Origin of the sequence: Pseudolactococcus piscium (assembly GCF_002441695.1) — a bacterium.
In the GTDB taxonomy this organism is placed as follows: Bacteria; Bacillota; Bacilli; order Lactobacillales; family Streptococcaceae; genus Pseudolactococcus; species Pseudolactococcus piscium.
On record NZ_JXJW01000009.1, the window covers coordinates 1 to 25,855 of the forward strand.

Sequence of the window (25,855 nt, forward strand, 5' to 3'; positions counted from 1 at the left end):
AAATTTTAAAATATGTCGACATCAATGCTGCCTAAAAACTAATCAGTTGATCATTATGGTATGGACACAATGACTATTCTGAAATTAGAAAAGACCTTCCTATTTGGAAAGTCTTTTTGATGCGGTCTACTTCAAAGTGCACACTACCCCTTTATTTTAGGTCTTGATGATTTGTGCAGACTGTGACAAACGAATGGAAGATATCCTAGCACATGCCCATTTCTCAAATCAAGAAAATGATTGCCGTTTCCTTATCAGAGTATGACCATAGATTATACGGCATCATAAAAAGGAAAGTGGCCAATACCAGCTTTCCTTTCATCATTTCTTATCGTTCTTTATAAATCCCTAGGCTAGTCGTCAGTTGTTTTTTTGCGTGAACCTTCTATATCTGTCATCTTGAGACACCGATAGGATTCATTCTATACCACATCACTAATCCCTACTTAAAGATTAGCACCGACTTGTTCCAGAAGTTCAGAAATACCTGCAGGGTTTGTTCCGCCAGCCATGGCCATATCAGGTTTACCGCCACCACGACCATCAATAAATGGTGCCAGCGCTTTGACCAGATTTCCTGCCTTAATATCGCTATTTTGACTAGCTACTAACAGATTCGCTTTTTCATCAATCTGTGCAACAAGTACTAAGACATCTGAACTATTCTTTTGTTTCCAAATATCCGCTAAACTGCGAAGTGCTCCAGCATCTTTGGCTGTTACTTTTTCAGCAATATAAGACACACCATTTGCTGTTTTCACGTTTTGGAAGACTTCATCTGATTGGGCTGAAGCCATTTTAGCAGACAGGCTCTCAAGATTTTTTTGTGCCTCTTTAAGGTCTGCTTGCAAGTTTTCTACTTTGGCAACCGTTTGTGACGCTTGCGGAGATTTGACTAAACCTTGAATATCTTTTAAAATCGCTTCCTGATCTTTAAAGGCTTCAAATGCTTTTTGACCTGTTAAGGCGATAATACGACGTGTACCAGATCCGATGCCTTCTTCTTTAATAATCTTGAATAGGCCAATTTCACTGGTATTGCCGACGTGTGTCCCTCCACATAGCTCGACTGAGTAGTCGCCAATCGTTACCACACGAACAGTCTTACCATATTTCTCACCAAAGAGAGCTAGCGCACCCATTTCTTTCGCAGTCGCAACATCTGTTTCAACTGTTAAGACGTCAATAGCGTTCCAGATTTCTTCATTCACTTGACGCTCTATTTCAGTCAGTTCATCAGCAGTAACAGCTGAGAAATGCGTAAAGTCAAATCGTAAGAAGTCAACTTCATTTAGAGAGCCAGCTTGGGTCGCATGATTACCTAAAATAGTGTGCAGCGCTGCGTGAAGTAAATGCGTTGCTGTATGGTTTTTAATCACGCTATTACGACGCTTGAGATCAATCGCAAGTGTATACGTTTCATTTTCAAACAGTTCAGTCACTATCTCAACGGTATGTAAAGCTTGACCATTTGGTGCTTTTTGAACATCCGTTACAGTCGCCACAACAACACCTGCTTGGTCCATGATCACACCATGGTCAGCTACTTGTCCACCCATTTCAGCATAAAATGGTGTTTCAGAAAAGACAACTTGTGCTAGGCCCTTAGCCGTTTTAACACGCTTATCATCTTGCACGATAGCCACTAAAGGTGATGACAATTTTTGCACTGTATATGAAAATTCAGATGTGACAGTCAAGGCTGTCAATACTTCCGACTGCTTGTTCATAGAGCCACCTTTTACAACTGCAGCTCTTGCACGTTCTTGTTGGGCTTTCATCGCCGCTTCGAAACCAGCGTGGTCAATTTTGAACCCAGCATCTTCTGCTAGTTCCTCAGTCAATTCAACTGGGAAACCATAGGTATCATAAAGCTTAAAGATATCTGCACCATCAAGTGTTGCTTGATTTTCAGACTTAAGTTTGGTAATGACTTCATCAAATAATTTACTACCAGCATCGATAGTTCGAGCAAACGTTTCCTCTTCACGGGTTACGATTTTCTCGATAAACTCACGTTTTTCCAAAACCTCTGGATAATAAGATTGCATGATATCACCAACAACCTTAACTAATTTATACAAGAAAGTATCGTTAATTCCCAGTTTACGACCATGCATCACGGCACGACGTAAAAGACGGCGTAAGACATATCCGCGTCCTTCATTACCTGGTAAAGCACCATCACCAATAGCAAATGAGAGCGAGCGAATATGGTCCGCAATCACTTTGAAGCTCATGCTATCACCATAGGGATCATACGTTTTACCAGAGAGTTGCTCGATTTGGCGGATAATTGGCATAAATAAGTCTGTTTCAAAGTTAGTATGTGCGCCTTGAATGACCGCAACCATACGCTCTAGCCCCATGCCCGTATCAATATTTTTATGCGGTAGTTCTTCATACTCACTACGTGGCACACTTGGATTGGCATTAAATTGGCTTAACACGATATTCCAAATTTCGATATAGCGGTCATTTTCAATATCCTCAGCCAGTAACTTAAGACCGATATTTTCTGGATCAAATGCCTCACCCCGGTCAAAGAAAATCTCTGTGTCGGGACCACTTGGGCCTGCACCGATTTCCCAGAAGTTATCTTCGATCGGAATCAAGTGATCCGGAGATACCCCAACTTCAATCCAACGATTATAAGAATCCATGTCAGCTGGATAATACGTCATGTAGAGTTTTTCTACTGGAAACTCAAACCACTCAGAACTTGTTAATAATTCAAAGCCCCATTCGATCGCTTCCTTACGGAAATAATCACCAATAGAGAAATTGCCTAGCATTTCAAACATAGTATGGTGACGTGCAGTTTTCCCAACATTTTCGATATCATTTGTTCTAATCGCTTTTTGCGCATTAGTAATGCGTGGATTTTCAGGGATAACAGAGCCATCAAAATATTTTTTAAGCGTTGCCACACCTGAGTTAATCCAAAGCAAAGTTGGATCATTCACTGGCACTAAACTAACAGACGGTTCAATTACATGTCCTTTTGACTTGAAAAAATCAAGGAACATTTGGCGTACTTCTTGTGAGGTCATTTTTTTCATACTAATTTCTTTCTAACTGCTTTTTATTTTTAAGTTGCTGAGGAACCAGACGCATGCGACTCTTGTTCCTTGACATAATCGATGGCAATGACTAAAGAGATGACAATATCGGCATATCTGTCATCATATATATCGATGTTATAAGTTGAAGTAAGCTTAAACCATTCTTGGGAGATTTGGGCCACAACGACATCATTTTTTATCAGGTCAAAATTCATATCCCAAAAATTACCTTGAACATCAAGTCCTAAATCTTCGATATGGTATCTAGGTTTAAACAAAGTGAATGCTTTAGCAATTCTAAATCCACTACCATCCGAAAGCGCGACATCAAATTTTGGTAAAAACTGAAACATGACTTTTGTAATTTTCGACACTTGTGTGCCATCTGGTTTATTGACTGTAAAGTACTTAGGAATCTTAAAAAAGCTGCCTGCTACAGAATAGGCTGGATTCCCAAAACCATCTTTAATCTCAAATTCACCACCAAGTGACCATAATTTTTGTTTGATGTGATAACTCGTCATAGCATCTCCCTGATTTTTAATATGTGAATGTTTTTACAATGTAAAAAGAAAAACTCTATCGCAAGCAAGGGGCGCAAAAACGCGGTACCACCCTCATTCACGATAAAGTATCGTCTCTCTTTGTTTGATAACGCAGGTATCATCTGCTTATAAGCACTAATCAAGTCTGACAGCTTTCACCACCGCTATCTCTCTGTTTAACCTGACTATTTTATTTTTTTGCTTTTGAACTATCTGTTGTTGACTCAAAAGCTGCAAATGTATTAGCAAATTCTTTAGGTTTCACTTTTACATTGTAATCTTTTAAGTATTTTGTAATGATACTATTTACAAACTGCGTATCATTTTGTTTAGTCGTTGTAATCACTGCTTTAAGTTCTTTTTTATATTTCTTCCAGTCAGTCCCTTTATCAGCATTTTTCACCATCTTCACAACATAGAAAGAAGAGGCACCTGTTTGGGGATCCATAACCGTGATTGGTTCAGCAGAAACTTCACCGTCTTTTAGTTTAAATGCAGCAGCCATCACTTCTTTTGGTACTGATGTGCTAGCTGAATCAAATTTCAAATCACCTTTTTGTGCTTTAGCTGCTTTATCAAAATCATCTGGTGATTTTTGTGCATCAGCAATTTTTGCTTTTGCGTCATCTGCTGATTTCTCAGGTAAGATTAAGGCTGAAACTTCTGGATGATACGTTTCAAATGCTGATTTATAGGCAGCATCAGTAAACTCGATCTTATCGACAACTGCTGCTTTTAACAAGAGTTGTGAGCGAATTGAATCTTTATAAGAGCTTTCTGTATAGCCAGCTTGTTGTAAAGCAGATGCAAAGTTTGTACCAAGTGATGCTTTTTGCGTATCGAACTCTTTAGCAACCTCTTTATCTGACACTTTTTTACCAAATTCTTTTTCAAAAATTTTGTTAAATGTCATATTTTGCAACAATGTTGATGCCCCAGTTGTCGGATATTCTTTTGTCTGTGCATAAAGATCGGTAACACGAATCGTATCACCTTTCATCGTTACAATATCGCTATTCGCATCATTTTTCCCACAAGAAGCAAGTGTGATGACTGTAAGTCCTGTTGCAACAACAACACCAATTTTTTTAAAATTCAATTTTTATCTTACCTTTCAAGTTTGTTCTTGTTACCTATCACTCATGGACACATAACAACAACCAACTCTATTATATCATAATTTCTTGCACAAACCTTAACTCAACCTAAGTCAACGTCATCAGCATCTTTACGGATCATCAGCATACCATCTCCAAGTGGGACTAGTGTTGCTGTCAAGTTTGGATTGTTCAGTGTAGCAGCAAATAACTTATGTAAGCCACGATAGATACCACGTTGGTTACGCTTGACATCTGCTATCGGTTTTGCCACATCTCCACCCTGGAAAACGTCATCAATCACAACACTCCCACCTACTGATAAGCGATTCAGTATCTCAGGTAGAAAGACGATATATTTAGATTTAGCAGAATCCATAAATGCGAAATCATAGGTGTCTGGCAAGCCTGATAGGACATCGATCGCATCACCTTCGATTAAGGTAATCTGTTCAGCCAAATCATACTGTTTGAAGTTCTCCCTGGCTAGCTCGGCCATCTCAGGATTCCGCTCGATCGTGGTCACCGTTGCCTTCGGCGCTGATTGTGCCATCAAAAGGGCAGAAAAACCGATTGCAGTCCCAACTTCCAAGATATTTTTAGGCTGTAAAGCGCTTAGTAAAAACTGAAAATAGACGACTGTTTCGTGTGGAATGATGGGCACATTTTCATCGTGAGCAAACTGTTCCATTTCCCCTAAGAAGCCTGTCAGTTGCTTTTGTTCATGTCTCATAAAGTCAACAATTTCTTGTTTTACGACTGGGCGACGCATATTATGATTAGAATACTGATTATAGGATTTGACACTTGTTGCGTCATGTTCTGAGTTACTTATTGTTTCCATCTAAATTTGTTCACCTTTTTTGACAATCGTCTCTAGTTCAATCAAGCGTTTTTCAAACACCTTAAAGGCATCAGTCAAATAGTCTGATGATGTCATATCAACGCCTGCTTTAGCCATAACTGCTAAGGGATAGTCTGAAGCACCGGCACGCAGGTAAGCCAAATAATCGGCCTTGTCCTGCTCACTACCAGTTACTATTTTATCCGCTAGTGCAGATGCTGCCGCAAATCCTGTGGCATATTGGAAGACATAGTAATTATAGTAAAAATGAGGTATTCGCGCCCATTCATACTGGATTTCCGGATTTTCTTGCGCCGAAAGACCATAATACTTTTCATTTAGCTCAGCATATAAGCTATTTAAATAAGCACTTGTGAGTACTGTACCTGCTGCATCGGCCTCATGGATTGCATGTTCAAACTCTGCAAACTGCGTTTGTCTAAAGACGGTTCCTCTGAAACCATCCAAAAAATGGTTGAGAATTGCAAATCTGGTTTGCACATCCGTCACCTCATTTAATAGGGTTTCAGTCAAGATATTTTCGTTTGTCGTCGACGCAATTTCTGCAAGAAAAATACTGTAGTCGCCATACACATAAGGCTGGCTTTCACGTGTGAAACTACTGTGCATACTATGGCCCATCTCATGGACGAGTGTAAATAGATTATCTAATGTATCCTGCCAGTTAAGCAACATAAAGGCATTTGTATCATAAGATCCACCTGAGTAAGCACCCGATCGTTTGCCCTTGTTTTCTTGTACATCAATCCAGTTTTCTTTGAAACTACGTTTGACCTTATCCAGATAGTCTTGTCCCAAAATAGCTAGTGTGTCCTGTGTCTTAATCACCGCTGCTTCATAGGTAAACTTATAATCCGTTTTTGATAATGGGGCATACACATCATACATTTTAAGCTCTTCAATGCCCAGCAACTCCTGACGCAATTTGATATAGCGATGTAATAAAGGCAGGTGGGCATTAACGGTATCCACCAAGGTATCGTAGACAGCTTCTGGAATATGATGACTAGACATGGCGGCTTGACGAGCAGAAGCATAGTGACGCGTCTTAGCAGTGAAATTCTGTGCTTTTACATTCGTTTGTAGCGTCTTTGCATAAGTATGCTGATATTGGGCGTAAACACTGTATAGTGCTTCATAAGCCGCCTGTCTAACCTCACGATTAGGGGATTCCATTAGCGATATATAGTTACCATGTGACAGCTGTATTTCCTGTCCTGTGTCATCTTTGACCATCGGAAATACAATATCTGTGTTATCCAAGACTTCAAAAGTCTCAGCACCTGCACCAAATACTTCTGAAATCCCTGCTAAAATCACTTCTTCTGCACTGGATAAGACATGCTGTTTTTTTTCAAATAACTGGGCAAAAAAATGACCATAGGCTTGCAGTTTTGGTTTATCAATATTAAACTGGGCAAACTGTTCTTGAGATAGACTCATAAATTCTGGTTCGTAAAATGCAAATGCTTCACTGAATTTTGCGTATAATCCTGTTACCTTGGCTTGGTATTCCTGATAAAGACTAACGGTCGTATCTTGATCATTTTTCATAGATGCATACACATAAAGTTTTTCAACACGTTGCATCAAAGCTAACTCTAACTCAGTAATCGTAAGCAAAGTCTCAGCAGAATCGATCAATGTCCCAGATAATTTAGGGATGTCATCTATTGCACTTAACACAGTCGTAAGTTCTGCTTCAAATAAGCTATCTGTCTCAAAAATTGTCGTTAAATCCCATTTATATGTATCTGATATCTCATCACGTTTTTTTACCATTTGTTACTCCTTTTGCTAATCTTTTCCTACTATTTTAACACAAAAGTAGACCAGATACACCGTTTCTTGATGACACCGATCCCTTTTATGTTGTGTAATCGATTAAGACAGTTGATACCTCGCACTATAGACGCGTGGCGGGTAGACGATGCCACATGGCCTGGTCTGATGATAGCTTATAAAATGACGGTAATAAGGCCTAACATCTTGGGTAAGTTGGCAATAGTCTGGTAAGACTACACCTTCAAACTGATAAGTTAACCTATTTAGCCCTACAGGAAATATGACGTTAGGTAAATTACCCACGGTTAATAGATTTTGCTTATTTTTATAGTATATCTCTTGCACTTTCAGCCACTTGGAATGCTTATAATAGAGTTGTCGGGCAATATAGCGACTGATATCTTGTGATAACTGAACTTTTAAACTTTTTGCGCCACCTTTAAAAGGGGTTCTTAGTATATCAAGCAGCTTATCAGACCCAAAAGCAAACGTCTTGACCAGATAATGGAGTTGTCCTGTCAAATCTTGGTGAATCAAGTAATTCAGACGGATTTGTTTAGCTTTTATATCCAGTTCCCAATAATAAAAACCAGCTGATTCTGAAAAGTATAGAAAATGCTGTTTCAGCTCTGATAAATAATCTCCCAGCCATAGTGCTTCTCCCATCAGCCATAAAACAGTATAGCCATTCCGATGGTAACTGTTGGTCCTTTCTCGTAAGCGTTTAACAGATAGGGGACTACACTGAATTTCAACTGCTATGCTAGCGTTGATTAACAAATCAGGTCTTTGCTGTATCTTTTTTAAAAACTGTTCGACTTGCACTGTTTCTGTCTCTGAAAACCAGTGATATAAGACGCTTTTTAAGGATAGATGCTGGTAGCTCTCATGTTCTGAGGCATACTGACATGAGGCGGTGCTAACATGTGCAAAGTGGGGTGCTCTAACTGACCCATATTTCAAATAAACTTGCCCCTTACATGCTGGACACCTGAACTTTTTCGATTTCAAATCCTTCATTTTCAATCGATCAATGTCTAATAAATTCAGTATCTGTCTATCTTCATTTATAGCTACTAGCATATTACCTCCACATATCTATACGAAAAAGAACGACGAGTTGCGCGTCGTTCTTTTCAATATAGATGCATCATTTGACTAACTGTTAATTTATTAAACAGACTGGATCTTATCTATCATCCATGATTGATACAAAGCATCCATAACGCCAACACCAGATAGCGTCATCTCATCAGTCATGATCGGACTTGCCAGCTCTCCAGCTAAAATCAGCTGATTCACATGTTGCACTTCATAAACAAAATCACTTTCAAAAGGGGCATCGAGATGGCGGATAACTTGCCCTTCCAAATCGTAAATTGTCGCTGATTTGGCACGCCAAAACTCAGGGATAACCACTTTTCCTTTCGTCCCTTGAATCGTCATGACTTTATCAAGACCTACTTTTGTCGTTAAGAAAATATCAGCAAGGACGCCATTATCCAATTTCAGTAGCACTTTAGCCTGACTATCAGACTCACCTGAGACCATATCTGAAATCCCCGAGTATTCCCTTACCTTAGCACCAAAAATATACTGTAAATAACTCAAGGCATAGGGCAGCATAAAATGAACCGTGCCACCACCTGCATCAAGGTCTTTAAACCAGCTAATATGATCAATACTTGCATAGGCTGTGACACTATTTACAGATAATATGTCTCCAATTTCATCTGACTGCACAACTGATTTAATCATGTCCGTAAGCGGTAAAAAGACTGATTTTTGGGCTTCCATCAAGAAAAGCTGCTGGCGTTTTGCAATAGCAAATAAGGTTTTAGCCTCTGCTAATGTCAGCGTAAACGGTTTTTCGAGCAAAACATGTTTACCCGCTAACAAGGCTTTCTTTGCCTCAGGAAAATGCCCTTTATTGTAAGTTGCGATATAAATCACATCCACTTGCGCATCCCCATAGAGTGCATCATGACTGCCATAAGCTTTGGCAATCCCATAGTCAGCCGCAAATTTTTGCGCAGCTTCAAGTGTCCGACTTGATATCGCAACCACTTCGCCAGTACCGCTCAAGCGAACGCCTTCAATAAATCTTGGGACGACTTGAGCAGTTGAGACGATGCCATATTTTATTTTTTTCATAGTTCATTATACCAAATTAAGCTAGTTAACCTGATAAAATAGGATTCATTGGCACTAGTCATCTAAAGAGATAAGCCAATTATTTTAAAATTGACACCAGCTAATTGCTTAGAATAGTCCTGAAATATTTCCTAAATTATCAACATCCATATTCAAGGCAGCAGGTTTTTTAGGCAAACCAGGCATGGTCATGATATCCCCTGTCAAGGCGACGATAAAGCCTGCACCGAGCTTAGGAACAAGCTCACGAATCGTGATGTCAAATCCTTCTGGTGCACCTAACAGCGTTTGATCATCTGAAAAACTATATTGTGTTTTTGCCATACAGATGGGTAAGTTCGACCACCCCTGTTTTTCAAATACTGTCATTTGCGTTTGTGCCTTTTTACTGAATGAAATAGACGCGCCCCCATAGATTTTGGTCACAATGGCTTTTATCTTTTCTGGAATTGAATCAGTTAGCGCATATAGATAGTTAAAGTCGCTTGCTTGACGAGTTGCAGCAACAACCTTCTCAGCTAAATCAAGGCCACCAGCACCCCCCTTAGCCCAGACTTGGGTTAAAGAAAAGGTAACTTGTTTGGTCACTAAAAGATCAGTCAAAGCTTGAATTTCAGCTGCTGTATCTGTCACAAACTCATTGATGGCCACAACAACTGGTAAGCCATACTGCTTTATATTATCAATATGGCGATTGAGATTGGCAAAGCCAGCTTGTAAGGCTGTGATATTTTCTGCTTCAAGATCTGTTTTGGCAAGGCCACCATGCATTTTCAAGGCACGAACTGTAGCCACAATCACGACTGCATCAGGGTGCTTAGCCAATTCACGTGTCTTAATATCTAAAAATTTTTCACCACCTAAATCCGCACCAAAACCAGCCTCAGTCACTGTAAAATCAGCTGCTTTTAAAGCTGCCTTTGTCGCTAAGACACTATTACAACCATGGGCAATATTAGCAAATGGGCCACCATGAATAAAGGCAGGTGTCCCTTCTATTGTTTGTACAAGATTTGGCTTCAAGGCATCTTTTAACAAGGCAGTAATCGCCCCTGCTATCTCCAGGTCCCCAACTGTTACCGGCTCACGGATATACGTGTAGGCAACGACAATCTTCGCCAAGCGTGCTTTCAGGTTATCAAGTGACGTTGCTAAACAGAAAACCGCCATGATCTCACTAGCGACTGTGATATCAAATCCATCTTCCCGTGGGACACCATTAACTGGCGACCCTAATCCACCAATAATTTGACGAAGTTGGCGATCATTTAAATCAACGACACGTTTCCAAATAATACGTCGCGGATCAATATTTAAGTCATTTCCTTGGTGAATGTGATTGTCTAATAGCGCGGCAATCGCATTATTAGCAGTCGTAATCGCATGCAAGTCACCAGTAAAATGGAGATTGATGTCTTCCATCGGTAAAACCTGCGCATAACCACCACCAGCAGCACCACCCTTGACACCCATGACTGGTCCTAGAGACGGTTCACGTAAGGCAATCATCGCTTGATGACCAAGCTGGTTCAAGGCATCTCCCAAGCCAATCGTTACAGTCGATTTGCCTTCTCCAGCAGGTGTTGGAGTAATGGCTGTCACTAAGATTAATTTACCGTCATCACGCTTTTCCAACTCATTAAGACCAGCAAAGGTAATTTTTGCCTTATAGTTACCATACTGCTCTATCGCATCACTAGCTATGCCAGCTTTAGCTGCAATCTCAGTGATAACCCGCATAGGTGATGCTTGTGCGATTTCAATATCAGATTTTACCACAATAACTCCCCAATTCTTTATAATTACTTCATATTATATCAAAAATATACACTGTTTTTTTGCTATTGTTTATATTTAAGCCTTATTAAGCGTTAAAAGTTCGGTTTATATCGCTTATTGCCTAAATACTTCTCTCTTTTAAGGCTAACTAAAACCAGTAACCCTAAGACTAGCGTTACTGGTTTTAACTGATAGAGTTGACTGTGATAACACCCTTGATATATTGCTAATCAATCGTATCTTATACTAACTCTCTTTTATAAAGCTGTCACAAATGCAACCAGACCAAAAATAATTCCTGGAAAATTAGCCGTTGCTAAGGCTAAATCTCTTGGTTTTTTACCCAGACCGTAGATAACCCATAGCAGGCAGTTAACAGCAGCGACAAAGGGTTGTATCGGATTGCCTTTCGCCCCAGCTAAGTTATCGGCAATCTGTGGAATATATGAGACATACATCATGATTGACATCCCTGTCGCGACCCAACTCAAATACTTAATCATTTTTTCTTGTTTCATACTTCTCCCCTTTTTAATCTATCCCTACTTAGTTTAACAAATATATGACGATTATTCAGATATAAAATCCATCATCCTATACAGTGGTTAATAAAAAAAAGTTGGCAATCTTGCCAACTATCAATGCTATCCCTACTTTCTTGAGAGCTTAGCTATTCATTTTTTCATTCCAGAATTTTATTTTATCCGGTCTAAATCCTGACCAAAATTCAATTTCTGCTTCAGTCTCATCATCAATAATCTTGATCAAGGGTAGCGACGTAATTTTATATTTTTCCTTAAGTTTTTCAACTTTTTTCTCACTCCAAGTTCGCTTGACCTCATTATGGCTATCAAGTTCAATCGAGTTTGTTTCCTCTGAATTACCATAATAGGTATTTTCATAAGGCATACCAAGACTATCCATCAATTTAGTCGTCATTTTACATGGTGCACAATGAGGTTTTGTGTATAAGACTGCGTGTACTGCGCTCATTTATTTTTACTTCCTTTTCTTTTAATGTATACAAATAAAATAATTGCGATGATAATGATGACAGCGCCAATGATTGGCAAAAATTTCAAAGCTTGCTCTCCCGTATTTGGTAGCATAATTCCCCTTTTATCTGCTCATTTTTCGTTCAGCTAAACCACATTTAGGTGGCGACAGAATAAAGATATTCTTACATACTAGTATATCATATCTCCTATTATTATTGTGCTTGGCTATTAAGATGGGTGACGATCAAGCAAAATATAGCTGGGCAACCCTGTTATGGTCAACTTCTGATGATAAATCAACAAAGTAAGCACCTTGCCATTTTTGTGTTTGACTAGCTGTCGCATTTAAGTGATCAAGCCAAGTTGGATAGACCCGCATGGCCATCTTGCCTTTAGCATGCTCACTTCGTAGGATACCTTGCTTTATCAGGATTGATTTAGGGAAAATAAACTGTCCCTTCAGATCACCATCTATAATAGAAATAATTAATTTATCCGGCGTATTTGCCATGTCAAAAGCCTGATTTTGATGATTAGTATCTTTTTCCCAAAAGGCAACAAAATAGCCCACTTTCTTTGGTGTCAATTTAGCTAACCTACTCCGATAAGATTGACCATTTATTGTAAGGATGAGCCCCTCATACTCGCTATTTTGAGTTTCTTCATGTCCTTTTTTGATGCTTACCTTATCAACGCCTGATAAAGTATCCGCTATTAAAGTCAATGTTTTCATCTTTCACCTCCTTATCATTGTAGCAAAATTAAGGCAAGACGCTGTCAACTTACAAGTAAATAAAGGCTAACACTTGGTCATCGTTAATTAACTACCTAAATTAAAATATCCCTGAACATAGAAAAAAACACCCATTAGGTATTTTTTATCTATTTGTTATTGATTTTCGCTAACAACTTTATCAGCTTTTTGTTTCAAATTATTTACTTCATTTTTTGCTTTTTCTAATTTAGCTGCATAGTCAGCAATTGTTGAGTTAGCTTTTTCTAAATCAGAAGCTTTTTGACTGTAGCTATTTTGTAAGTCACCTAGTTTTCTGTTTGACTCTGATAACTGTTGGCTGATCGTATTAACTTCATTTTGTTTAGCATTTAGCTCAGCTTGTTTTGCCGCAACTTTTTGGTTACCTTCAGTAATCTTTTGTTGAATTTCAGTAATTTTTTGTTGAATTTCGTTTTGCTTGCCTGCAATTTCGTTATCTTTTGATACTAACTGACCCTTAAGACTTGAAATTTGGCTCTCATAACCAGACACAGAATTTTTGTAAGCCTCAATGCTACCTTTTGATGTCTCTAGATCTCTTTTGACAGTTTCCAATGATGAATTCAATGATGAAATTGAATCTTTCTTCTGCTTAATATTTAAAGATAGCTTATCTAGAGAATCTGAAATTGATTGCGTATTGCTTTCTCCACCCCAGATGACATCTCCATTAGCGAAAACAGCCCTAGCACCAACTGTTCCAGCAGACAACAACATCACAACTAAAGCGACAAGATACTTCTTTTTATGTTTCTTCATTTTTAATTAACGTCCATTCTTTTCATGTTTTTATTATATTTTTATTAACAAAGATTAATAACCTCTTTGTTACTTTAACTATAATATCAGATTCGTTATTGAATGTCAATCAGTTTAGCTTTATGAATATTAATTCATTTTCCAGTATAAATCAACTCATAAATATTTGTACAGAAGTAGTTACAACGAGAGGTTAGGTCTATATTTATCAAGCATTTTTTATTTTTTAAATTCCAATCTATCTCACTAATATTTTGTATAATATAAGAGGAATTCGTATATCCAGACTTAAAAAATGTTATTTTAATCAATATTATCACCGAAAAAACATTTATTATTTTAATAAAAAATACATTTTATGTCGAAAACAGTGATTTTCTTATTAAAAAGTCATATAAAAAGCATACAAGAATTAAAGTAAAACAAAAAGTCAGAGATCATACCCTGACTTAATCAATTAAACTATTGACCACATGGGAATCGAAACCGCTCAGCACATAACTCTCTAGGCTCACTACTGACCAGTAGTGTCAACTTTGTATTGCTTACTAAAAAATTTAACCGCGATAGTCTAATTTAGACCCGTTAATTAAGTTGGTAATTACGACGTTATTCATAGCACCTTTACTTAGTGATTTACCTGTTGATAGCTGGTGTCCTTCTGTTACCGCATCAACTTGACCCTGGCCATTAAGTACACTATAGATACCACGGCTCAAATTAAACAAAACAAATGTTCCGTTTTTAATATATTGATTGACATCCCCACCACTACATTGTGCAATAAACATTTTTAACTCTCCCTTTTCCTTTTTGTCTTCATTTGAAGCATCATTTGAATTATTATCAACTGAATCTGAATTATACAGAGCCACCTCTGCTTTACGACGTCTAGTTATGCCTGCTTCATATGGCGTACCTTTATTACAATAAAGCATGATATCATATGTAATCGATGCATCATTAGCATTTCTACCCCAACCATCTCTAGAAAACACACCGCCTCCTAAATTATAAGCAAATGATACAAGCGCATCATATTGATTTTGATTGAACGATCGAGTGAAAAAACTATCTACTGCGTTTTCATACTCCACTAGATCAGCAACCAACTGTGAATCAGCTTGTGATTGACTCCATGTTGTAACCCCAGCGATTAGATTAGTTCTCCCTACAGGTTCCGCATGTCCCCAGCCTATGGTTATCATGCCATCACCTATATCGTATGCCGTCAGTCGACATCCTTCAAACTCTTTAATCAAGTTTAAGCCGTTAACTCCAGTCTTCATACATATCCTCCTAGTTTTTATTTAGTTTATTTTAAAACTTGTGTTCGATACTTTTTAATTTATATTCCCTATCTATCCACAAGCCTTATACTCTAATTCTATCAGCTATTTTGGTTTATTTAGGCGATGTTTATACGACGTTTATACGATCATGTAACTCCCATAAGTAGGTAATTGAGCACTAGTTACATCATCTTGATACCTTCTGATAGATCATCCATAAATTTCAGCTAGTTTCCATTGCCGATAAGGCAATTTTTATGCCCCTTTTAAAATTTAAAAACAAAAAAACAACCACACAATCGCATGGTTGTCATCTTTTGACAGTTAAATTATTTAACCGCGTCTTTCAAAGCTTTACCAGCTTTGAATGCAGGTACAGTTGTTGCTGCAATCTTGATAGCAGCACCAGTTTGTGGGTTGCGACCTTCACGAGCTGCACGTTCACGAGTTTCGAAAGTACCAAAACCGATTAATTGAACTTTTTCACCTTTTGCAAGGAATCCAGAAACTGATTCAAAAACAGCGTTTACTGCTTTTTCAGCGTCTTTCTTTGTTAAATCTGCAGATTCTGCAACTTTTGCGATTAATTCTTGTTTGTTAGCCATTTTAAAAATGTCCTCCAATAATATTTTTACCCTTAGGCAAACTTTATTATAGCAACTAACTGCTATTAAAGCAAGTAAAAATGCTATTTCTAGCACTTTTGTGAGTCATTTTACATAAAAATTGGTTTTAAGCTACTTTTGCATCAAATGAAAGACGAATTGACCATTTTTAAGATCTATCTTTCCTGCTTGTAAAAAGGTATCTTTAGCAATCGCAACCTGTGGTAGGTCAATTAATACGTCTTGCTTTTGTGAATTAATCGTGACAAAACTAGGTAATTTATAAGCACCTTTAATATAGCTCAAAGCTGTTTTAGTAGGTATGTTTAAAGTACCGATAGAAATGCTTGTCACTTTTAAGTCAACTGCGCCACTGTTTAAGGCATAAGGTTCAAAATAGATGTATAAGGGGATACTTGTCCCAAATAGCTTGTAAGAACCTTCGAGAACAGCCTTATCTGACAGATAAAACTTATAAGTCATCTTATCATCTTGGAAATCAGCTAAGTATTTATTAATAACTGTGTTAAGTTGCTCCGTATTTGTTGAAATATCAGCAACTTTATTCACGCCCTTAATCACACTAACATTATCTAGTATCTTTTGGTCCCTATGCTTGGTTACTTGTACGCCAATAACAGCGATAATCGCAATATTAAAGGCTAATACAAGTAAACAAATGTATTTCCAGTACTTATTTTTCATTTGCATGCTCCTTATACGCTTTTGCAACTGCATCACTCATCACTTGATAACCAATATTATTGGGATGAAAGTGGTCTTCTTCAAATAAAGCATTATTGGTGATTGTATGAGAGGTCTCCGTTTTTTCTGTCACACCTTCATTACCATCAAGTCCTTGGTACAATAAATCATTAATCGGTACAAAGTACATCTTTTTTTGCTTATCAACAATCGCTTTCGTCGCGATATTCCAATTATCAATTACATCTTGCATTTGCTTAATATCCGGAAAATTTAGGTAAAAAGGATTATAGATACCTACGACATAAACCTGTACATCAGGATTAATCTGTCGGATATAAGCAAAAAGGTCTGAAATCTGTTTTTGGTAAGCTTTAGCAGGCGCTTTAAATGATGTTTCAGATAAATTGGCTAACTGTGTTCTGATAACCTTCATCACATCATTTCCACCAACGGTAATCGTGATCAAATCAGCTTTCTTGATTGCCTTTTGAATTTTATTATCGGTTGTTACCCGTTTATAAATCTGGGTTGAGGTATTACCTGAAACCCCAAAGTTTTGGGACTTGACTTGTACATCATAGGTATCATCTATATTATGGGCTAATAAAGGGACAAAACCGCCTTGGGCTGTCCGATCTCCCACACCTTCTGTTAAAGAATCTCCAATCGCCACATAATTAAACTTTTTTTGCGTCAAAGTGCCTCTAAACTTGCCATTAGACAAATCAGAATTGACTGGCCTCATCCAAAAATTGTTAAGACCCCAAAAAAAGATAACGATTGCCACTAAAAAGAGGGCAACTTCAATTACCCAGCGAATGGACTGACTCAATTTTTTGTGTTTTATCTTATTTCCCATAGTGGATACCTTCATTTATAATCATTAACTTTTTTGAGTAGCCATATGCTTGATGCATTTCTCTATTACCAATTATATATCGTTATCCTATTTAATGACGATGCTACTCTTACTTAGTTAATCTTACTCAAATTCAATCAGAAGTGCCCAAGCCCCTGGTCCTGTATGTGTTGCTACAGTTGAGTTTGTATCTAGAACTGAAATCTTTTCAGACACAAATGGTTGTAGTTGATCTCTCATATGTTGTGCAAATGTGAGATTTTCAGCATGTGAAATACCAATGTGCTTCACTTTACGACCAGAAATTTTCGACATAAAGTCGTCCAACCATTTTTGAAAGGTTTTATTTCCCCGGCCTTTCAACATAGGTTGCAGGTTATTATCAACAAATTCCATAACGATTTTGATATTTAAGAGGCCACTTAATACACCCGTTACACGATTAACTCGACCACCTTTGACCAAGTTATCAAGATTTGCTATGCCAATATAAAGTTCCGTATTATTTTTAGTCTTGATCGTTGCGGCAATAATGTCTTCTTTGGACGCACCTTTCGCAGCTAACTTAGCGGCTTCAACCACTTGAAATCTTAAGCCTTGGTCGATAAAATCACTATCAATGACTGTCACATCAGCATTTGATAACATGGCACCTTGACGGGCTGCTTCTACCGTACCTGATAAGGCTTTAGTCAAATGAATACTGATGATTTGACTGCCATCTTCAGCTAATCTGTCGTAAACTTCTGTAAATACACCAACCGGTGGCTGTGATGTTTTAGGTAGATGTTTACTTGCTTTCATTTTTGCCATGAACGTTTCTGCTGATAAATCGGTATCCTGGTATAGGACACCATCAATCAATATGGCAAGCGGCACAATCGTAATGTTATATTTCTCAATCAGCTCTGGATCAACTGTAATTGTCGAATCCGTCACAATTTTTATCGTCATTCTTAAACTCTTTTCTGTTCAAAATCATATTTTTTTTAAAAAATAGTAGCATTTCCCAAAAATATGGTATACTATAGATGAAGTGGTTTCCAAAACTAGATGTTGCTTTGCAAACCCTCTGTTAATTATTATATCAAATTCTGAGTATAATGCCATCAAATGCACTCTTTCTTAAACGTGACTTTAGACTAGAATGACCCAATAACGACCACAAATAGAAACTAGGTATCTTTTGAAAAATTCTAAAGCTTATATCATTACAAATGAAGTCTTCAATGCTGTTACGCATGGTATTGGCTTTGCCTTTGCTGTTGCAGGACTTATCTTGCTTATTCTAAAGGGATCTGCTAATCATTCGGCCATCCAAATCGTTAGCTATAGTATCTATGGGACAACCTTAGTCTTACTTTTTCTTTTTTCAACCCTCTTTCACAGTCTCATTTTTACCAAGGCAAATCAAGTCTTCCAAGTCTTTGATCACTCATCCATCTACCTGCTTATAGCAGGTACTTATACACCCTACTGCTTAATCACGCTAAATGGTTGGCTAGGTTGGACGCTTTTTGCCATCGTTTGGGCTTGTGCCATAGCTGGTGTCGTACTGAAATCTATTTTTCTCCCCAAATGGGATGATGTGCCCAAAATCTCAACTGTTCTGTATGTCATCATGGGCTGGCTCATCGTATTTGCCTTAAAACCACTTTGGGATGCACTGCCCCATCCTGGTGTGTGGCTCTTATTTGTTGGTGGTGTTCTTTATACGTGTGGTGCTTATTTTTATTCTCTAAAGTTTCCTTATGCACACGTCGTATGGCACTTGTTTGTTATGGCAGCCGCTGTACTCATGTGGGTTTCAGTTTATAAGTTCATCTAATTTAAATACTGTAACAGTCTCTAGTTTGATGCTTTCAAACTAGAGACTGTTTTTTAAATCAACTAAATTTTGTGGATTACCTGTTTACTTAGCGTTAAGAGATGACCATTTATTTGGTTTTTTTATTGTATCCACCTCTAACTATTTGATATTGATGAAAAAAGTATCTGAATTTATATATTTTTCATCAATACCTCACTAATTACTGATAAATAACTCATTTCAGTTATAATTAAATGAGTATTTTGTATATTTGTATAAAAGAGGTTTATGTTTAAAAAACTAAATTTTATCCTATTTTACCGTTATGAAACGGTAAAATAGCCAATGGTAATGAAAGGGCTTTCCTAGTATGATGACACTATAGAGAGAGGAGATCTAAAAACATGTCAAATTCATTACCAGATAATTTTCTATGGGGAGGTGCAGTTGCTGCTCATCAATTAGAGGGTGCTTGGGATATCGATGGTAAGGGTATTAGCGTTGCTGATGTCATGACCGTTGGTGGACCTGATCATTACCGTTCAATTACCAAAGGTATCATAGCTGGTGAATACTACCCCAATCATGAGGGAATTGATTTCTATCATCGTTACAAAACAGATATCGCGCTTTTTGCAGAAATGGGCTTCACTTGTTTTAGAACGTCAATTGCCTGGACACGTATTTTCCCGAAAGGAGATGAGACAGAGCCTAATGAAGCTGGCCTACAGTTTTATGATGATTTATTTGATGAATGTTTGAAATATGGGATTGAACCCATTGTTACCTTATCGCACTTTGAGATGCCCTATGCTTTAGTGGAAAATTATGGTGGCTTTAGAAATCGGCAGACTATCGCCTTTTTTGAAAGGTTTGCAACAGCTTGTTTAACTCGTTTCCATACTAAGGTAAAACACTGGATGACTTTTAATGAGATTAATAATCAAGCTAATTTCAATGAAGACTTTGCTCCATTTACAAACTCAGGGATTTACTATGAACCCGGTGAAAACCGTGAAGAGATCATGTATCAAGCAGCACATTATGAATTAGTTGCTAGTGCTAAAGTTGTCAAAATTGGGCATGAGATCAACCCTGATTTAGAGATTGGCTGTATGATCGCCATGGGCCCTATTTATCCACAGACCTGTCATCCGAAAGATATCATCATGGCACAAAAAGCCATGGAACACCGCTACTATTTTGCTGATGTCCATGTTCATGGTACCTATCCTGAGTGGCTAAAAAAAGAGTGGACAAGAAAAGGGTATCAGCTTGATATCACAGAGGATGACTTAGCCATACTAAAAACCGGTACCGTCGACTACATCGGGCTCAGCTACTATATGTCATTTGCAATCAGGCATACACCTGGTAGTGAAAATTTTGACTATGATGAAAGTACACAACTGGTACGAAATGAGTATGTTAAAGCTTCTGACTGGGGTTGGCAGATTGATCCTGAAGGCTTACGCTATACACTCAATTGGTTAACAGACATGTACCACCTGCCCTTATTTATTGTGGAAAATGGGTTTGGCGCTTATGATCAAGTCGATGCAGATGGACAAGTGCATGATACCTATCGAATTGATTACCTTAAGGCACACATTGTCGAAATGAAAAAGGCTGTCATTGAGGACGGGGTTGACCTGATTGGCTATACCCCATGGGGCTGTATCGATCTAGTTTCTGCTGGAACTGGCGAAATGGAAAAACGCTATGGCTTTATCTATGTCGACAAAGATAACGCTGGTAACGGTTCGCTAGAACGTAGTAAAAAAGACTCTTTCTATTGGTATCAAAACGTCATCTCAAGCAACGGGGCCTCACTAGACTTCAAACAATAAGTTACAACCACACTATCTATCATCCACAGAAAGGCAATACTTATGAAAAAAACACTGATTATCTGTGCAGCAGGGATGTCATCTTCTGTTATGGCACAAAAAACGACTGATTACTTCAAAGCAAAGGACATTGACATCATAGTCGATGCAACAACTGCAACAGAAGGCAACAAAGCAATCGAAACCAGTGACTTCGACTTATTTATCATCAGCCCTCAAACCAAAATGTATTTTAAACAATTTGCAGAAGCTGGCAAGCGTGTTGGAAAACCTGTAGTTGAAATCCCATTTCCAGCATACATCCCCATCCCAATGGGGATTGAAAAAATGGCCAAGCTAATTTTGGACAATATGCCTGACTGATTGATGTAACACTAGAAAATTTTTAGGAGATGCTGGTACATGCTTAAAAAAGAAGACCAACTACTTCAAACGCTTCATCAGAACAAACATAAATTTCTGACTGCAATTGAAATTGGTGAATATATAGGGATGTCCGAGCGTACGGTACGTACTTATATTAGACAGCTAAATCCCTTACTAATCTCAAATGGTGCAGAGATTATTGTCAAACATGGTGCTGGTTTTAAACTAGAAATTTACATACCACAAGCTTTTGACATATTATACAAAAAGCAACAGCATTTGGACACCTTACCTACGACGACAGACAACTCAGATAGATTAGATAACCGAGAAAATTATCTATTAACACGGCTCCTCTTGAATGATACTGCCGTTTTATTTGAAACACTCATGTCCGAGCTGTTCGTAAGCCGCTCAACGCTGTCAAAAGAATTTCGCAATTTAAAACAACTACTTTCTCCATACAGATTGACTGTTACCTCACGCGCAGGTAAGGGCGTTTATATTACTGGCATGGAGCGAGATAAACGGCGTTTCATCATGGATTACTTCTTTGGACAAAACTATGTTCAGTTTGTACAAGAGCACATCGGTGATACACATTTTTTTGCAGGTATTCGCCTGGACGCAATCACATTAATCATTATAGAGGAATGTCGAAAAGCACACCTTAAAGTCCATGATTTTGTCATTCAAAATCTAGTCTTACACTTAGCACTAAGCATTAACCGCTTAAAGCAATCGATTAGTATCTCAACGACAGAAATTGTAGAAGTTTCTGCTACAACTATCGCCTATCAAGTGGCACAAGAGATTATAGCGCGTGTTGAAATACTGCAACAGATTAACTTCCCTAGTCAAGAAATCTCTTTTCTAGCCTTACATTTGGTATCTAAAGCAACTGCAACAAAGCAAACCAAACCGGCTGAACTGTCACTTGAAGTTGCGCTAAAAAGTTGTTTATCATGCTCTGATAAAGAAACAGGTTATACCTTCTCTGAGGATATCGAACTCGTAAGTGCATTAATGGCACATATCACAGCAATGCAATTACGTATCACAAACGGTATGGTACTCGTCAATCCATTACTAGACAAGGTTAAATCAGATTTCACCTTTGAATTTCAATTGACACAAGCTATTTTAGGACAGCTACCGCAACTTTCGGCTAGTCAAATTTCTGATGATGAGTGGGCTTATCTGACACTTCATTTCATGGTGGCACTCGAAAAAGCAAAGGACAAACAAACAATCCGAGTCCTTGTCGTCTGTGCGACAGGCATTGGTAGTGCACAACTCCTTAGGACGCGGATTGAGAAGACGTTTGGTAAAAAAATTACCATAGTTGGCGTTTATGGCTACTTTGATTTGAGTCAAGCAATGCTACATGAAGTAGACGTTATCATCTCTTCGATTGATTTGAGCAAGCTGGTCTTTACTGTCCCGACTGTTCACGTCAGTGTTTTCTTAGACAAAGATGATGTGAGCCAAGTATCAGCAACATTTGATAAGGTCAGACCACGAGGTTCACATAGTGAAATCGACCAGCTATCATCACTGACCTCAACTGAAAAACGAGATCTCTGTCAAAGTTTATTTTCAGCAGACAGTTTCTTAATCACCACGGAATCCAAAAAAACAAGTGTGATTGATACACTGTTAAATCGACTAAAAATAGATGAGAATGATGACTATGCGATTAAAATGCATGAACAAATCCTATCACGTGAACAGCTCAGTTCCGTTGTCTTCAGCGATAGTATCGCAGTGCCACATCCAATCGTGCCACAAGGCATCACAGCAAAAATCGGCGTTGCTATCTCTAAAACAGGCATCAACTGGCAACCTGACTTTCCAATGATTCATATCGTTTTCTTACTATCACCTTCTAAAACCGAGAATCCACACTTAACACTTGCAACAAAAGCAATTGTCGCATTATTGGACTTACCAGATGTCCAAGAAAAATTACTGGTAGCTGAAACGTTTGATGACTTTATCGACCTATTCATACCACTTATATAACCTAAAAAAGAAAGAGGTAAGCATGACACAAACAGCTGAAACCTTACAAGTCATCGCATTTGAACTCATTTTACATAGTGGTAACGCAAGGACACTCATTCACGAGGCTTATGACTTGATGGAAGCCAATGATTTTAAGGGAGCTGACAAGAAATTAGCTGAGGCAAATGATGAACTTGTTCTCTCCCATCATGCGCAAACGTCCTTATTGCAAGATTATGCTAAAGGCGAAGAAATCATCATAGAAATCATCATGGTGCACGCACAAGATCATCTGATGACGACCATGACCTTAAAGGAAGTCGCTGAACGGATGAGAGTGCTTTATGAACGCACCGTATAACGTAGTAATTTAAAAGGAGGCACTAATGACACCAAAAGAAAAGAAACAATTTGAAGCAAATCGTCAAAGTACAGGTATTAAAGTGATGACCTATAATCGGTTTCTACTCATTCGGTATGTCGGTGATTGCCTATTCTTTATTAATTTATACACTGTCCTACTCTACTTATTAAGTCATTCCAACTTGATCATCATCCCTATACTCCTTATTTTGTCACAACTTCCGGCTATCTGGGAACAGATCAAACTATACAGTACACCTATTAGTCTCGTTAAATTTACCAAAGGCTACTTTATCTTACAAACTTTAGTATTTATTGGCTCACTCATTATCGCGACAACACCGCTATTTAATCGTATATTCCCATTTTTAAATGCATCGGTTGAAGTCAGAATTGGTGTTGCCATTTCTTCCGGTCTGTTTGCGCTTATTTGTCTTGCTATGTTAGGTAAAATAAGACGCATCAGCATTAATAAAGACAAACAATATCAACGTATTCAACAATATAAGCAATCACTGCCAAACTAATTATTGATCAGGTAACTTTATTAATCAAAGTTTGTCATCACCTTTAATATCAGGTTAGACCTTACATTTTAATGTAGAACAAACTTAGTCTATCAAGTTACCTTTTAGAAAAGAGGAAAATATGAAAAAAGGATTTGCTTTATTAGAAAAATATCTCATGGGGCCAATGAGTAAATTGGCAACCTATCGTCCGGTTCGTGCAATCATGGCAGCTGGACTGGCCAGTATTCCATTTACCATCGTCGGATCCATGTTCTTGGTATTTAATATCATACCATTAGCATTTTCGGGACTTACTGGGCTTTTCAACGATACCTTCTTTAAATATACTGACTTGTATATGCTCGCAAACAAATGTACAATGGGTATTTTGTCACTCTACTTCGCCATCGTTATTGGGTATGAATATACAAAAATTTACGAAGAAGAGGGTGTTGCCGTTAACCCATTAAATGGTGCACTTCTATCAGTTGCTGCCTTCTTCATGTGTATTCCTGAATTAGTCTACAAAAATGGTGCTTTCACTGTTTTACAAACCGTCACAGATTCAGCAAAAGTTATCAATGGCTGGCGCGTTGGGGGTTCAAGTCTTGATCGTCTTGGTACTGCTGGTATCTTTACTGCCATCATCATGGGGGCACTTGCTGTCAACCTTTATGTCTTCTGTGTTAAAAAGAACCTTGTTATCAAAATGCCTGATGCAGTACCACCTGGTGTCGCTCGCTCATTTACTGCCCTAATCCCTGCCTTCGTAATCACTGTTGTTACCTTAGCCATTAATGGTGTTCTCGTTGCCCTTGGTACAGACATCTTCAATATGATCTCAATTCCATTTGGATTCGTTACAAACTTGACTAATTCATGGCTTGGTATGTGTGTGATCTTATTCTTTATCCATGCGCTTTGGATCGTTGGTATACATGGTGCTAACATCATCGGTGCGTTTATCACACCAATCACACTAGCTAATCTTGAAACTAATATCGCTGGTGGCAGAATTCCATTTGCTGGAGAATTCACCAACTCATTTGTCATCATGGGTGGTTCTGGTGCAACTTTAGGTCTCTGTCTCTACCTTGTATTCTTAGCAAAATCTGAACAACTCAAAATATTAGGTAAAGCCTCTATCGTGCCAAGTATTTTCAATATTAATGAACCCCTTATCTTCGGGATTCCCATTGTTTATAATCCTTATCTTGCCATTCCATTCTTCCTTGCGCCTATCGGAGCCGGTTCTATTGCTTACTGGGCAATTAAACTCCAATTTGTTAAACCAATCATTGCACAAGTGCCATGGCCTAGCCCGATTGGTTTAGGTGCCTTCATAGGCACAGCAGGAGATGTTAGAGCAATCTTTTTAGCCCTAATTACCTTCTTTGTAGCCTTTGCTATCTACTTACCATTTATCAAATTCTACGACATAAAACTTGTCAAAGAAGAACAAGAAACGCTAAAGGCTGCTAAGGAAGCTGCTTAATCGTTAATTAAAATCCTATATTGCTTATAAACATAGACTCGGACAGCTCAGTTAGCGATTACATCACGGCTGTCTAACACGTTGATTAGTAAACACAAATACTTCGGTACTTGTGTTTTTTTGCTAACTGAATTTGAATCAAACATCAAAAAACAAGCACCAAGGCTTG

The 25,855-nt window shown here is 38.1% G+C and carries 25 protein-coding genes; 7 read left to right on the top strand and 18 right to left on the bottom strand.

What is annotated here, in order from left to right:
- Positions 1–446 precede the first annotated feature (446 nt).
- The 18 genes from alaS to RU86_RS05325 form a co-directional block, all read right to left on the bottom strand.
- A complete protein-coding gene (gene alaS, locus RU86_RS05240; protein WP_096814381.1) occupies positions 447–3,062 on the bottom strand; it encodes an alanine--tRNA ligase in 2,616 nt (871 codons plus the stop codon).
- A gap of 29 nt (positions 3,063–3,091) precedes the next feature.
- Entirely contained in the window at positions 3,092–3,589 is a 498-nt protein-coding gene (locus tag RU86_RS05245; protein ID WP_096814382.1) for an LURP-one-related/scramblase family protein, read from the bottom strand.
- Positions 3,590–3,800: 211 nt separating this feature from the next.
- A complete protein-coding gene (locus tag RU86_RS05250) occupies positions 3,801–4,709 on the bottom strand; it encodes a peptidylprolyl isomerase PrsA (protein WP_096814383.1) in 909 nt (302 codons plus the stop codon).
- Positions 4,710–4,810: 101 nt separating this feature from the next.
- Positions 4,811–5,551, bottom strand: coding sequence for an O-methyltransferase (locus tag RU86_RS05255; protein WP_096814384.1), 741 nt, complete (start codon positions 5,549–5,551; stop codon positions 4,811–4,813).
- A complete protein-coding gene (gene pepF, locus RU86_RS05260; RefSeq protein WP_096814385.1) occupies positions 5,552–7,354 on the bottom strand; it encodes an oligoendopeptidase F in 1,803 nt (600 codons plus the stop codon).
- Between the two features lie 102 nt (positions 7,355–7,456).
- Positions 7,457–8,440, bottom strand: coding sequence for a competence protein CoiA (locus RU86_RS05265; protein WP_096814386.1), 984 nt, complete (start codon positions 8,438–8,440; stop codon positions 7,457–7,459).
- 90 nt (positions 8,441–8,530) lie between these two features.
- Complete coding sequence (locus RU86_RS05270; protein WP_096814387.1) at positions 8,531–9,511, bottom strand: Gfo/Idh/MocA family protein; 981 nt, start codon at positions 9,509–9,511, stop codon at positions 8,531–8,533.
- A 108-nt stretch (positions 9,512–9,619) separates the two neighbouring features.
- Entirely contained in the window at positions 9,620–11,290 is a 1,671-nt protein-coding gene (locus tag RU86_RS05275) for a formate--tetrahydrofolate ligase (RefSeq protein WP_096814388.1), read from the bottom strand.
- Between the two features lie 257 nt (positions 11,291–11,547).
- Entirely contained in the window at positions 11,548–11,808 is a 261-nt protein-coding gene (locus RU86_RS05280; RefSeq protein WP_096814389.1) for a SemiSWEET family transporter, read from the bottom strand.
- A gap of 148 nt (positions 11,809–11,956) precedes the next feature.
- The gene (locus RU86_RS05285; RefSeq protein WP_047915200.1) at positions 11,957–12,283 is read right to left on the bottom strand and encodes a glutaredoxin domain-containing protein; all 327 of its coding nucleotides are present in this window, start codon (positions 12,281–12,283) and stop codon (positions 11,957–11,959) included.
- The gene (locus tag RU86_RS05290) at positions 12,280–12,399 is read right to left on the bottom strand and encodes an LPXTG cell wall anchor domain-containing protein (protein ID WP_096814390.1); all 120 of its coding nucleotides are present in this window, start codon (positions 12,397–12,399) and stop codon (positions 12,280–12,282) included. The genes RU86_RS05285 and RU86_RS05290 overlap by 4 nt, the downstream gene beginning before the upstream one ends.
- A gap of 133 nt (positions 12,400–12,532) precedes the next feature.
- Positions 12,533–13,021 (bottom strand): MepB family protein, encoded by a 489-nt coding sequence (locus RU86_RS05295; protein WP_096814391.1) that lies wholly within the window; start codon positions 13,019–13,021, stop codon positions 12,533–12,535.
- A 156-nt stretch (positions 13,022–13,177) separates the two neighbouring features.
- Entirely contained in the window at positions 13,178–13,822 is a 645-nt protein-coding gene (locus RU86_RS05300; protein WP_096814392.1) for a hypothetical protein, read from the bottom strand.
- A gap of 557 nt (positions 13,823–14,379) precedes the next feature.
- On the bottom strand, positions 14,380–15,111 hold the full coding sequence (locus RU86_RS05305) for a lysozyme (RefSeq protein WP_096814393.1): 732 nt from the start codon (positions 15,109–15,111) through the stop codon (positions 14,380–14,382).
- Positions 15,112–15,443: 332 nt separating this feature from the next.
- A complete protein-coding gene (locus RU86_RS05310) occupies positions 15,444–15,719 on the bottom strand; it encodes an HU family DNA-binding protein (protein WP_047915197.1) in 276 nt (91 codons plus the stop codon).
- Positions 15,720–15,851: 132 nt separating this feature from the next.
- On the bottom strand, positions 15,852–16,424 hold the full coding sequence (locus RU86_RS05315; protein ID WP_096814394.1) for a YpmS family protein: 573 nt from the start codon (positions 16,422–16,424) through the stop codon (positions 15,852–15,854).
- On the bottom strand, positions 16,414–17,286 hold the full coding sequence (locus RU86_RS05320) for an SGNH/GDSL hydrolase family protein (protein ID WP_096814395.1): 873 nt from the start codon (positions 17,284–17,286) through the stop codon (positions 16,414–16,416). The genes RU86_RS05315 and RU86_RS05320 overlap by 11 nt, the downstream gene beginning before the upstream one ends.
- Positions 17,287–17,409: 123 nt before the next feature.
- Positions 17,410–18,240 carry a DegV family protein gene (locus tag RU86_RS05325; RefSeq protein WP_096814396.1) on the bottom strand — a complete coding sequence of 277 codons (831 nt, stop codon included), beginning with the start codon at positions 18,238–18,240 and terminating at the stop codon, positions 17,410–17,412.
- Positions 18,241–18,472: 232 nt separating this feature from the next.
- Between RU86_RS05325 and trhA the strand changes: the two genes are divergently transcribed.
- From trhA to celB, 7 genes are all read left to right on the top strand, one after another.
- Entirely contained in the window at positions 18,473–19,114 is a 642-nt protein-coding gene (trhA, locus tag RU86_RS05330; RefSeq protein WP_096814397.1) for a PAQR family membrane homeostasis protein TrhA, read from the top strand.
- 386 nt (positions 19,115–19,500) lie between these two features.
- On the top strand, positions 19,501–20,946 hold the full coding sequence (locus RU86_RS05335; RefSeq protein ID WP_096814398.1) for a 6-phospho-beta-glucosidase: 1,446 nt from the start codon (positions 19,501–19,503) through the stop codon (positions 20,944–20,946).
- Positions 20,947–20,988: 42 nt separating this feature from the next.
- The gene (locus tag RU86_RS05340) at positions 20,989–21,309 is read left to right on the top strand and encodes a PTS cellobiose transporter subunit IIB (RefSeq protein WP_096814399.1); all 321 of its coding nucleotides are present in this window, start codon (positions 20,989–20,991) and stop codon (positions 21,307–21,309) included.
- A gap of 39 nt (positions 21,310–21,348) precedes the next feature.
- Positions 21,349–23,337 (top strand): BglG family transcription antiterminator, encoded by a 1,989-nt coding sequence (locus RU86_RS05345; protein ID WP_096814400.1) that lies wholly within the window; start codon positions 21,349–21,351, stop codon positions 23,335–23,337.
- A 22-nt stretch (positions 23,338–23,359) separates the two neighbouring features.
- Complete coding sequence (locus tag RU86_RS05350) at positions 23,360–23,680, top strand: PTS cellobiose transporter subunit IIA (protein WP_096814401.1); 321 nt, start codon at positions 23,360–23,362, stop codon at positions 23,678–23,680.
- 25 nt (positions 23,681–23,705) lie between these two features.
- Positions 23,706–24,209, top strand: a complete 504-nt coding sequence (locus RU86_RS05355; protein ID WP_096814402.1) for a hypothetical protein — start codon at positions 23,706–23,708, stop codon at positions 24,207–24,209.
- Between the two features lie 121 nt (positions 24,210–24,330).
- A complete protein-coding gene (gene celB, locus RU86_RS05360; protein WP_096814403.1) occupies positions 24,331–25,686 on the top strand; it encodes a PTS cellobiose transporter subunit IIC in 1,356 nt (451 codons plus the stop codon).
- Positions 25,687–25,855: the final 169 nt, after the last annotated feature.

Excerpts from the sequence above, each read along its gene's own strand:
- alaS (WP_096814381.1), bottom strand. The coding sequence starts at position 3,062 with ATGAAAAAAATGACCTCACAAGAAGTACGCCAAATGTTCCTTGATTTT.
- RU86_RS05245 (WP_096814382.1), bottom strand. The coding sequence starts at position 3,589 with ATGACGAGTTATCACATCAAACAAAAATTATGGTCACTTGGTGGTGAA.
- RU86_RS05255 (WP_096814384.1), bottom strand. The coding sequence starts at position 5,551 with ATGGAAACAATAAGTAACTCAGAACATGACGCAACAAGTGTCAAATCC.
- pepF (WP_096814385.1), bottom strand. The coding sequence starts at position 7,354 with ATGGTAAAAAAACGTGATGAGATATCAGATACATATAAATGGGATTTA.
- RU86_RS05265 (WP_096814386.1), bottom strand. The coding sequence starts at position 8,440 with ATGCTAGTAGCTATAAATGAAGATAGACAGATACTGAATTTATTAGAC.
- RU86_RS05270 (WP_096814387.1), bottom strand. The coding sequence starts at position 9,511 with ATGAAAAAAATAAAATATGGCATCGTCTCAACTGCTCAAGTCGTCCCA.
- RU86_RS05280 (WP_096814389.1), bottom strand. The coding sequence starts at position 11,808 with ATGAAACAAGAAAAAATGATTAAGTATTTGAGTTGGGTCGCGACAGGG.
- RU86_RS05285 (WP_047915200.1), bottom strand. The coding sequence starts at position 12,283 with ATGAGCGCAGTACACGCAGTCTTATACACAAAACCTCATTGTGCACCA.
- RU86_RS05290 (WP_096814390.1), bottom strand. The coding sequence starts at position 12,399 with ATGCTACCAAATACGGGAGAGCAAGCTTTGAAATTTTTGCCAATCATT.
- RU86_RS05295 (WP_096814391.1), bottom strand. The coding sequence starts at position 13,021 with ATGAAAACATTGACTTTAATAGCGGATACTTTATCAGGCGTTGATAAG.
- RU86_RS05300 (WP_096814392.1), bottom strand. The coding sequence starts at position 13,822 with ATGAAGAAACATAAAAAGAAGTATCTTGTCGCTTTAGTTGTGATGTTG.
- RU86_RS05305 (WP_096814393.1), bottom strand. The coding sequence starts at position 15,111 with ATGAAGACTGGAGTTAACGGCTTAAACTTGATTAAAGAGTTTGAAGGA.
- RU86_RS05310 (WP_047915197.1), bottom strand. The coding sequence starts at position 15,719 with ATGGCTAACAAACAAGAATTAATCGCAAAAGTTGCAGAATCTGCAGAT.
- RU86_RS05315 (WP_096814394.1), bottom strand. The coding sequence starts at position 16,424 with ATGAAAAATAAGTACTGGAAATACATTTGTTTACTTGTATTAGCCTTT.
- RU86_RS05320 (WP_096814395.1), bottom strand. The coding sequence starts at position 17,286 with ATGGGAAATAAGATAAAACACAAAAAATTGAGTCAGTCCATTCGCTGG.
- RU86_RS05325 (WP_096814396.1), bottom strand. The coding sequence starts at position 18,240 with ATGACGATAAAAATTGTGACGGATTCGACAATTACAGTTGATCCAGAG.
- RU86_RS05335 (WP_096814398.1), top strand. The coding sequence starts at position 19,501 with ATGTCAAATTCATTACCAGATAATTTTCTATGGGGAGGTGCAGTTGCT.
- RU86_RS05340 (WP_096814399.1), top strand. The coding sequence starts at position 20,989 with ATGAAAAAAACACTGATTATCTGTGCAGCAGGGATGTCATCTTCTGTT.
- RU86_RS05345 (WP_096814400.1), top strand. The coding sequence starts at position 21,349 with ATGCTTAAAAAAGAAGACCAACTACTTCAAACGCTTCATCAGAACAAA.
- RU86_RS05350 (WP_096814401.1), top strand. The coding sequence starts at position 23,360 with ATGACACAAACAGCTGAAACCTTACAAGTCATCGCATTTGAACTCATT.
- RU86_RS05355 (WP_096814402.1), top strand. The coding sequence starts at position 23,706 with ATGACACCAAAAGAAAAGAAACAATTTGAAGCAAATCGTCAAAGTACA.
- celB (WP_096814403.1), top strand. The coding sequence starts at position 24,331 with ATGAAAAAAGGATTTGCTTTATTAGAAAAATATCTCATGGGGCCAATG.